This is a genomic window from Methylobacterium sp. P3_A11 (genome assembly GCF_056403155.1).
The window spans coordinates 1-6,016 of sequence record NZ_JBFUGA010000182.1 but is presented as its reverse complement, the minus strand read 5'-3'; the positions used below and the strand labels follow the sequence as shown (position 1 = coordinate 6,016).

Below are 6,016 nucleotides of genomic sequence, written 5' to 3'. Positions count from 1 at the left end.
CCAGTCGACCGGGCGGCCCTGGGGCTCGCCGCGCTCTGGCTCGGACTCGTGGCCTACGCGCTGATCGACATCGACACCGGCGCCGCCCTCTACCAGCCGGTCACGGTCATCGACCTCGTCAAGCACGCGGCCCTGTCCGGCGCGATCGTCGCGCACGGGCTGCCGCCCGTGGACCCGTTCTTCGCCCGGCCCGAGCGGGCGGGCTACTACTACTACTTCTACACGCTGACCGCCCTGGTCGACTGGGCCGGCGGGCGGCTGGTCGACGGGCGCACCGCCTTCGCGGGGCTGGCATTCTGGACCGGTCTCGGGCTTCTCGGCCTCGTCGACCGGCTGCTCGCGGCCACCGGCCTGGTGCAGGACGCGCCGCCTGCCCTGGTGCGCCGCGCGGTGCTGCTCCTGCTGCCGGCGGGGGGCCTCGACATCCTGCTCGCCCTCGCGGACCGGACCAGTTCCGGAACCTGGATTCCGATCCCGGAATGGCTGAGCGAGCAGGTCGTCAACTGGCCGTCCTCCCTCGTCTGGGTGCCGCACCACGTAGCCGGTACGCTCGCCGGATGGCTCGGTCTGCTGGCGCTGGCCGAGGTCGCCGACCGGGCGCGGCCGGACCGGCGGGCGGAAGCCGCGGCGGTCGGCACGGCGGGCGTCGCCTTCGCGGCCTGCGCGGGGCTGTCGATCTGGGTCTGCCTCGGCACGGCGGCGGCGGCGGGGATCTGGCTGGTGCTGCTCGGCCTGGAGCACCGCGGGCGCGCCGCGATCCGCCTCGCAGCCTCCGGCCTGATCGGCGCTGCCCTGGCGGCTCCCTACCTGCTCGGCATCCTGGCGAACCGGGCCGATGGCGGAGCCACCGTCCGGATCGCGATCCGGCAGTTCGCCCCCCTGGAAGGGCTCGTCGACGAACCGGTCCTCAGCGTGCTCCGGCTGATCCTGCTGCCGGTGAACTACGCCGTGGCGCTCGGCGTGACCGCGGCCGGGACCCTGGTGTTCTGGAGCCTCGTCCCGCGCCGCACGGCGCACGGGCGCGAGGCCGGGCGGCTGCTGACCGTCTGCGCGGCGGCGAGCCTGCTCCTCGGCGGAGTCCTGCGCTCGGCGATCCTCAACAACGACCTCGGCGCGCGGGTGGTCCTGCTCGCGCAGGTCTCCGCCCTCGTCTGGACCGTAGTGGCGCTGACCCGGCGGTCCGAGGCGCGGCGGCTCCGGCTCCCCGGCGCCCTCGCGCCGCTGCTGCTCCTCGGCTACGCGACGACCCTCTACGGCTTCGTCGGGATGCGGGCCTATCCCGCCTTCGGCCGGCCCGCCTTCGCGTTCCTGAACGGACGTCCGGACATCGACCGGGCTCTGCGAGCGGCCTATGCCTGGGCCGGCACGCACCTGCCCCCGGATCTGGTGCTGCAGGCATCGCCGCTGCCGAGGCGGGTGTTCGATTTCGGGCTCTACGGCCGCCAGCCGGTGGCGGTGGCCGACGCCGAGGCACGCCTGTTCGGCGCCCCGCCCGACGCCGTTGCGGGGCGGCTCGCCGTCGTGGGGCCGATCTTCGGCGCGGGGCTAAACGCGGCCTCGGTCCGGCGCCGGGCCGTGGAGGCCGGGATCGGCGCCCTGATCGTCACCGCGCAGGATGCCGCCTGGAACAGCCCGGATTCCTGGGTCTGGCACGGCCGCGCGGCCTATGCGAGCCCGAATGTCCGGATCCTGCGCGTCGAGGACCTCGATGACTGAGACCGCAACCCCGGCTCGCCCGCGCCTGGCGCGCGCCCTGCGCTGGCTCTGCGCCCAGGCGCTGCTGCAGGCCGGGGCGATCGCTCTGGGCTTCGGCTGCTTCGTGCTGCTGTTCCAGACGGATCTCTGGTCCGGCGTGACGATCCTGTTCTACCGCGGACTGATCCTGCTGGCGGTGGCCTTCCTGCTGACCCTGGCGGCGACGGTGGCGCTCGCCGGTCTCGGCCGGCCCTGGGGCCTGCGCCGGGCCGACGCCCTCGGCGCCTGCATCCTGTCGCTCTCCCTGAATCTGAGCGTCTTCGTGATCCTGCCGGTGACGGTGGACCGCTCGATCAGCGTGTTCCTGCTGGGCCAGATGGCGGCACATCCCGACGCGCGCTACACGCCGGAGCGGGCGCGGGCCGTGTTCGAGCGAGTCTATCTGGGCGAGTTCCGGCAGATGGAGCGGCGCCTCGCCGAGCAGCAGGCGTCCGGCAATGTCGCTCCGGCGGCGGACGGCTACGTCATCACCCCTCAGGGCCGCGCCTTCATCCGCTTGGCCGGCATCGTCGCCCGGGCGTTCCGGACCGACACCCGGCTGATCGGGGGCAGCGGGCCGGGAGGGTCGGCCTCCGCGCCGATCGCGGCCGGCCACCGCGACCCGGATCGGCGTGACGGGACCGAGGACGACCTGCGGCGGTGAGCCGTTCCCCCCCGACGGGCAGACGGGGCCGTCGGGCTGCGCGATCGCGTCCACGCGCATTCCCTGAGCGCGTTGCCCGCATGGACGGGGGTCGGTCGACGCCGAATTCGCGGGGGAGGATGCGCGGGCACGGAATGTGCCGCGCTGCGGTCCGGTTAAGCTCAGGCGGGGAGGATCGACGCGATGGCAGAATCCGCGGTGGCGGCCGGTGACCCCGCGCAGGCGGGGCAGGGCCGCGAACTCGCCCGCAGCCTCACGGCTCCGGGCCTCGTCGCCATGGGTCTCGGCGCCACGATCGGTGCCGGCATCTTCGTGCTCACCGGAACGGCGGCGGCGCAATATGCCGGCCCGGCCCTCAGCCTCTCCTTCGTGATCGGCGGCATCGCCTGCGGCCTCGTGGGCCTGTGCTACGCCGAGCTGGCCGCCATGATCCCGGAGGCGGGCTCCACCTATACCTACACCCGCGCGAGCCTCGGCCGGTTTCCCGCCTGGATCATCGGCTGGGACCTCGTGCTCGAATTCGCCGTTGCGGCGGCGACCGTGGCGGTGGGCTGGTCGGGCTACGCGCAGTCGCTCGCCGCAGAGTTCGGGCTGACGCTGCCGCAGGCCCTGGCCGGGGCGCCCGGCGACGGCGGCGTCGTCAACCTGCCCGCCGCCGGCATCGTCCTGCTGCTCAGCGCCCTCCTGATGCGCGCCACGAAGGAGGCGTCCCTGGTCAACGGGCTGCTGGTGGCCTGCAAGGTGGCGATCATCCTGGCCTTCCTGGGCGTCGGCGCGGCGCATCTCCGGCCGGACCTCTGGCATCCCTTCGTGCCGGACAATGCCGGCACTTTCGGCGCCTACGGGTGGAGCGGCGTGTTCCGCGGCGCCGCGGTGGTGTTCTTCGCCTTCGTGGGCTTCGAGACCGTGGCGACGGCGGCGGGCGAGTGCCGGGCGCCCCAGCGCGACGCGCCGGTGGGACTGATCGGATCGCTCCTGATCACCACGATCCTGTACGTGGCGATGGCGGCCGTCCTCACGGGCCTCGTGCCCTACCGCGACCTCGACGTCGCCGATCCGGTGGCCAAGGCCGTCGACGCCATCGGCCTGCCGGGCTTCGCGACCTTCATCAAGGTCGGCGCCCTGATCGGACTGACGACCTCGGCGCTCACCGCGCTCTACGGCCAGAGCCGGATCTTCTTCGCCATCGCCCGCGACGGCCTTCTCCCGAGGATCTTCTGCCGGGTCCATCCGGTCACCCGGGTCCCCGTGGCGAGCCAGGTGGTGATCGGCCTGTTCACCGCGGCGGTGGCGGGTCTCGTGCCCATCGAGATCCTGGGCGAGATCGTCAGCATCGGCACGCTCCTGGCCTTCTGCCTCGTCTGCGCCACGGTGCTGATCCTGCGCCGGACCGATCCGGCGCGGCCGCGCCCGTTCCGCGTCCCGGCGGCGACGCTCACGGCGGGGCTCGGGATCCTGTCCTGCGTGACGCTGATGGCCGCGCTCCCGGCCGATACCTGGATCCGCCTCGCGATCTGGCTGGCGATCGGCCTCGGGATCTACGCCGTCTACGGCCGGCGGAACGCCCGGCTCAACTGATCAGGTTGATCGTCGCCTGCGTGAGCGTGCTGATCGAGGCCGAGGCGTTCAGGCTCAGCTCGTAGTTGCGGATCACCCGCTGCAGGTCGGCGGATTCCACCGCGGTGTTCACGTTCGGCAGGCGGACGTAGCCCTTGAGATCGGCCCCGGGATTGGTGGGCTCGTAGCGGCTGCGGAAGTCGCTAGTGTCGCGGACGATCCGCCCGACCGGGTCGCCGGGACTGTCGGCGAGCACGGGCGCGAACACCGCGATCTTGCGGGCATAGGGGGTACCCCCGGGCGTGGCCGGGACCGAGTCGGCGTTGGCGAGGTTCTCGGAGATCGTGCGGATGCGCCCGCTCTGGACCTGCCGCCCCGCAGCCAGCGCGTCGGAGGCCGAATGGAGGGCGCTGGTATCCGGCATACGCGGAGCCTGGTCGGCGGCTGTGAGGGCTGAACGAACCCTCACCGAACAGCCTTAACCGCCGGTTAATCGGCCCGAGCGGACAGGCTCAGCGCCTCGCGGAGATCCTGCCCGTCGGTCAGCCGCAGGCCGCGGCGGCGCAGAGAGGCCAGCATCGCCCGGTCGGGGAAGGGGCAGTAGGGCAGCACCGCCTCGGTCCGGCCTTCCGGCAGGGCGCCGGTCCGGGCGATCGTATCGAGCAGCCCGTCCAACATCCCGCGCCCATGGGCGTGCAGCGCCACGGCGGCGCGGGTGGCGGTGGTGCCGGCAGGCAGCGGCACTGCTTCCTGCGCGAGGATCGCCCCGGTGTCGATCGTCGCCGCCAGCCGGTGCAGGGTCATGCCGAAGCTGCCGGGTCCGTCGGCCAGGGCGTGGATCGTCGGCACGGGGCCGCGGTGGCGCGGCAGCAGGCCGGGATGGCCGTTGAGGCCTCCGAGGCGCGCCAGCCCGATGGTCTCGGGCTTGAGGATCTGGTCGAAATGGTAGGTCAAGATCAGGTCGGGGGCGGTGTCGCGCAGCGTCCGCGCGACCTCAGGCCCGTTGACGTCGTCGACCTTCAGGGTCGGGATGCCGAGGCGGCGGCACAGGGTTCTCAGCGGCGTCGCCTCGGGCGCGTCGCCGCTTCCGGAGGCCGCCTGGGTCAGGGGCGCGAGCGGACGCAGCAGGTCCGGCAGCCCGAAATTCACCGCGAGATAGGGCAGGATCCCGGTGCCCGAGCGCGCGAGGTGCCGCCGGATCTGACCGGTCAGGCCGCCGCTCGACGGACGCTCGGCGTTCGAAAGGCCCACGAAGGCGATGTCGGCCCGGAGATCGGCGACGAGCCGGCGCCCCACCCGGGCGTTCGGCAGCGCCTCGAGGACGAACAGCGCGATCCGGGGCCGAGCCATCAGCGGCGCTTCCGGCGCTGGAACCGGAACGCGTAGAGGCCAGCCTTGCGGACGCTCTCCGGCAGGAGCAGCACGGTGCGGGCGAGCGCCGTGAGGACGTACGGGAAGGCGATCAGGTCGCGATTGGACGCGATGCCCTTGGCGATGCGCAGGGCAGCTTCCTCGGCGCTGATCTCGAGGGGACGCCAGCCCTTCAGCTCGCCCCCCATCGGCGTCTTCACGTAGCCGGGCGTGACCACGTTGACCTTCACGCCGCGGGGGCCGACCTTCTGCCGCAGGGCGAGGCCATGGGCGACGAGGGCCGCCTTGGCGCCGCTATAGGCCGGCGCGTCCTGAAGCGGTGCGTAGGCCGCCAGCGACGACATCAGCACGATCTGCCCCCGCCCGCGCTGGAGCATCAGCGTCAGGCTGGGCAAGATGATGTTGAGCGAGCCGGTGTAGTTGATGTCGGCGGTCTCGAAGGCCACGTCTTCGGCCTCCACCTGCCCCTCCTGGTTGCCGCCGTTCACCGCCGCGTTGGCGATGACGAGGTCCAGAGGCCCGGCCGCGTCGGCCCGGTGCACGAGGGCCACCGTGGCGGCCCGGTCGCGGGTGTCGAGGCGGGCGGTCTCGACGGCGGCGCCGCTCGCACGGCAGTCCCGGGCGACGATCTCCAGGCGTTCGGCGTTGCGGCCGACGAGGACGAGGCTCGCGCCGGGTTGCGCGTAGTGG

The 6,016-nt window shown here is 73.2% G+C and carries 6 protein-coding genes; 3 read left to right on the top strand and 3 right to left on the bottom strand.

From position 1 onward, the window contains the following. The 3 genes from AC1DXK_RS29795 to AC1DXK_RS29785 form a co-directional block, all read left to right on the top strand. The coding region (locus AC1DXK_RS29795) for a hypothetical protein (RefSeq protein ID WP_477299632.1) at positions 1 to 1,716 on the top strand (1,716 nt) is incomplete at its 5' end. Beyond that, a complete protein-coding gene (locus tag AC1DXK_RS29790; RefSeq protein WP_457108682.1) occupies positions 1,709 to 2,398 on the top strand; it encodes a hypothetical protein in 690 nt (229 codons plus the stop codon). The genes AC1DXK_RS29795 and AC1DXK_RS29790, both read left to right, overlap by 8 nt. A gap of 183 nt (positions 2,399 to 2,581) precedes the next feature. Continuing rightward, positions 2,582 to 3,976: an amino acid permease gene (locus AC1DXK_RS29785; RefSeq protein WP_457108681.1), complete on the top strand. Its 1,395-nt coding sequence runs from the start codon at positions 2,582 to 2,584 to the stop codon at positions 3,974 to 3,976. Here the strand turns inward: AC1DXK_RS29785 and AC1DXK_RS29780 are convergent. The 3 genes from AC1DXK_RS29780 to AC1DXK_RS29770 all read right to left on the bottom strand — a co-directional run. Continuing rightward, entirely contained in the window at positions 3,969 to 4,379 is a 411-nt protein-coding gene (locus AC1DXK_RS29780; RefSeq protein WP_457108680.1) for a flagellar basal body rod protein FlgC, read from the bottom strand. The genes AC1DXK_RS29785 and AC1DXK_RS29780 overlap by 8 nt on opposite strands. 65 nt (positions 4,380 to 4,444) lie before the next feature. Continuing rightward, a complete protein-coding gene (locus AC1DXK_RS29775) occupies positions 4,445 to 5,305 on the bottom strand; it encodes a formyltransferase family protein (protein ID WP_457108679.1) in 861 nt (286 codons plus the stop codon). Then, a partial coding sequence (locus tag AC1DXK_RS29770) for an SDR family NAD(P)-dependent oxidoreductase (protein WP_477299631.1) occupies positions 5,305 to 6,016 on the bottom strand: 712 nt, incomplete at its 5' end. The genes AC1DXK_RS29775 and AC1DXK_RS29770, both read right to left, overlap by 1 nt.

Bases quoted from the DNA above. Each gene is read 5' to 3' on its own strand.
- AC1DXK_RS29790 (WP_457108682.1), top strand. From the start codon at position 1,709: ATGACTGAGACCGCAACCCCGGCTCGCCCGCGCCTGGCGCGCGCCCTG.
- AC1DXK_RS29785 (WP_457108681.1), top strand. From the start codon at position 2,582: ATGGCAGAATCCGCGGTGGCGGCCGGTGACCCCGCGCAGGCGGGGCAG.
- AC1DXK_RS29780 (WP_457108680.1), bottom strand. From the start codon at position 4,379: ATGCCGGATACCAGCGCCCTCCATTCGGCCTCCGACGCGCTGGCTGCG.
- AC1DXK_RS29775 (WP_457108679.1), bottom strand. From the start codon at position 5,305: ATGGCTCGGCCCCGGATCGCGCTGTTCGTCCTCGAGGCGCTGCCGAAC.